General features: G+C 34.2%; 3 protein-coding genes and 1 pseudogene. All 4 read left to right on the top strand.

Going from position 1 to position 3,373, the window contains the following annotated elements:
• The coding region (locus tag QZZ51_RS16390; RefSeq protein WP_291871650.1) for an NAD(P)H-dependent oxidoreductase at window positions 1–389 on the top strand (389 nt) is incomplete at its 5' end.
• Window positions 390–392: 3 nt separating this feature from the next.
• Window positions 393–1,691, top strand: coding sequence for an anthranilate synthase component I family protein (locus tag QZZ51_RS16395; protein WP_291871652.1), 1,299 nt, complete (start codon window positions 393–395; stop codon window positions 1,689–1,691).
• Between the two features lie 36 nt (window positions 1,692–1,727).
• Window positions 1,728–3,038, top strand: a complete 1,311-nt coding sequence (tilS, locus tag QZZ51_RS16400; protein WP_291871654.1) for a tRNA lysidine(34) synthetase TilS — start codon at window positions 1,728–1,730, stop codon at window positions 3,036–3,038.
• Window positions 3,035–3,373, top strand: a pseudogene (locus QZZ51_RS16405) (hypothetical protein); the annotation flags it as partial. The gene tilS and the pseudogene QZZ51_RS16405, both read left to right, overlap by 4 nt.

The following is a 3,373-nucleotide window of genomic DNA, read 5'->3' on the forward strand; positions in this document are numbered from 1 at the left end:
ATGAAAAAGAGAATGGCTACTCTAATTCTTTGGTGGAGTTTAAGGATGATATACAGAAATCGGACGGTGTTATTATCTCCGTAAATGAACATAATGGTAATCCATCAGCATATTTTAAGAATGTATTAGATTGGCTTTCTAGGTTGGATCGTAATTGTTTTGAAGGTAAAAAAGTATTATTAATGTCTACATCGCCAGGAAAAAGAGCAGGCATTGGCGCATTGGCAGTTATAGAAGGAATGTTACCTAGAATGGGTGCTGCTGTTGTTTCTACTTTTTCTTTACCAGAGTTCCATACTAATTTTAAGGAGGTAGAAGGAATTGTAAATAAAGAATTAGCAAAAACACACCAAGAGGCACTAAATCAATTTATAGATAAAATAGCTTAAAATTTGAGAAAAACCATAGCGTATTCTATCGCTAATATTACCCAATTTAAAAAGGCTGCATTACAATGGTCACAGCAGTTCGATGAGGTTACATGGTTAGATAGTAACAACCATACTTCTAAATACAGTTCTTTTGATGCGCTTTTAGCAGTAGATGGCTTAACTGCTTTTGTAACCGATGCAAAGAATGCTTTTCATGATTTTAAAGAATATCAAAATACCACCAAAGATTGGTTGTTTGGGTATGTGTCCTATGATTTAAAGAATGATGTAGAACATCTTTCTTCTTCTAATTTGGATAATTTACATTTCCCAGAACTCTATTTTTATCAGCCTAAAAAAATTATTAAAATAGTAGGGGGCACCGCAGAATTCATTTACCTAAATATGGTGGATGATGAAATAGAGAAAGATTTTACAGCTATTTCCTCTTTGGTATTAGAAGAAGATAAGAACGAAGTTTCGCAGGATATTAAAATAAAAATGCGAATTTTTAAGGATGAGTATTTTAGAAAAGTAAATAAAATGCTCGCTTATATTCAGCGAGGCGATATTTACGAGGCTAATTTTTGCCAAGAATTTTATGCAGAGAATACGGAGATAAAACCGCTAAAAGTGTTTAATAAGCTTAATGCTATTTCAGAAGCGCCTTTTGCAACTTTTTTGAAAGTACAAGATAAGTATGTGTTATCCGCTTCTCCGGAACGATATTTAAAAAAAACAGGGAATACTCTTCTTTCTCAGCCTATTAAAGGAACGGCAAAACGGTCTAAGAATGCAGCGGAAGACAAAGAATTAAAAGATCATTTATCGCAAGACGAAAAAGAAAGAGCCGAGAATATTATGATTGTAGACTTGGTGCGTAATGATTTATCCAAAAGCGCTACCAAAGGTTCTGTAAAAGTAGAAGAGCTCTGTAAAGTGTATTCTTTTGAGCAGGTACACCAGATGGTATCTACGGTAACAGCGGAAATTTCTTCAGAAAAGAATGTCGTTGAGGTGTTAAAAGAAACTTTTCCAATGGGAAGTATGACAGGAGCACCTAAAGTCTCCGCTATGGAAATAATAGAGGAATTAGAATCTTTTAAAAGGGGTCTTTATAGTGGCGCTGTTGGGTATATAACACCAGAGCAAGACTTCGATTTTAATGTTATTATACGTAGTATTCTATTCAATGCCACAGAAAAGTACGTTTCTTATGCTGTTGGAGGAGCAATAACCGCTAAAGCAATTCCAGAAAAGGAGTATGAAGAATGTTTAATAAAAGCAAAGGCTATGCGCCAAGTTTTAGAAAGTAGATAAGGCATTGGTTAAAGTCTATACTTTAAGTACCTTTGTATGGTGCAAGAGATGTTTTATAAACATATAGAAAATAAGTTTCCAGAATTAAAAACGTCTAAATTTCTACTAGCGTGTAGTGGAGGAATAGACAGTATTGTTTTGGCTCATTTATGTGCCAATACAAACCTAGATTTTGAGCTAGCACATTGTAATTTTAATTTACGAGCAGAAGAGAGTAGCAAGGATGCTGAGTTTGTACAAGATCTTGCAAATGAGTTAAATAAAAAAATACATATAACTAATTTTGATACAATTGGTTATGTGGGTTTAAATAAAGTGTCGGTTCAAATAGCAGCAAGAGAACTTCGTTACGAATGGTTTGCTAAAATTCAAGAAGAAAATACCATAAAGTATTTAGTAACGGCACATCATGCAGATGACGATTTAGAAACCTTTATTATTAACCTTTCTCGGGGAACTGGTATTGATGGTTTAAAGGGGATTCCATCGAATACATCCAACATAAAAAGACCTTTATTAAAATTTTCTCAAGAGCAGATTATGATTTTTTCTCAGACCCATAAATTAGAATGGCGAGAAGACCAAAGTAATGAGGATACCAAATATTTAAGAAATAAAATAAGGCACCAAATAGTGCCGCTTTTAAAAGAATTACACCCTTCTTTTTTAGATAATTTTATTAAGACACAACAGTATTTGGAGCAAACCGCTGCAATTGCTCAAAATACTATTGAAAGTGTTAAAGAAAATTTATTCGTTCCAGAAAGAGGTGCTATTAAAATATCCATAGAAAAACTACAGAGCCTGCAGCCTTTAAAAGGCTACATTCACGGTCTTTTTAAATCGTATGGATTTACGGAATGGGAGAATGTAGCAGATTTACTTACCGCTATGTCTGGGAAGGAAATTCATTCGGACTCGCATCGTTTACTCAAGGATAGGGCTTATTTGCTACTAGCTCCTTTGCAGAAAGTTTTGCAGGAGACATTTAATATTTTAGAAGATACTTCGTTTATAAAAGAACCTATCTCTATAAAAATCGAGGCGGTAGTTGCATTAACTAAGGCTTCTTTACATACGCTTTATGTGGATAAGGAAAAGTTAAAGTATCCTTTAACGATAAGGAAATGGAAAAAAGGCGACTACTTTTATCCTTTTGGCATGCACGGAAAGAAAAAGTTAGCCAAATTTTTTAAAGACGAAAAGATAGATGTTTTGTCTAAAGAGAAGCAATGGTTGCTTTGTAGTGAGAACCAAATAGTTTGGGTTATAGGTAAACGAGCGGATAACCGTTTTAAGGTAAATTCAGAAACCAAAAATATTTTAAAATTCGATGTAGTAGTATGAAGTATTTAATACCAATATTTTTTGCCTTTTTTATTAGTTTTTTCACTGTAGCACAAGATGAGGATAACCCTGTTGTTTGGTCGCAAGAAGTGCGTAAGATTTCGGAGACAGATTATGAGTTAGTGCTTGTTGGGAAATTGGCGCCAGATTGGCATTTGTATTCCCAGCATACTGCAGATGGAGGGTCTTTGGCAACCGAATTTACCTTTGTGAATGTTGGTGAGGATTACCAATTGCTAGGAAAAACAGAAGAAAGTGAAACACATGCAGAATACAGTGAAGTTTTTGAAGTAGAAGAAACTTTCTTTTCAGAAAAAGCCATATTTAAACAGAGG

The organism is Maribacter sp., assembly GCF_016744255.1.
In the GTDB taxonomy this organism is placed as follows: domain Bacteria; phylum Bacteroidota; class Bacteroidia; order Flavobacteriales; family Flavobacteriaceae; genus Maribacter_B.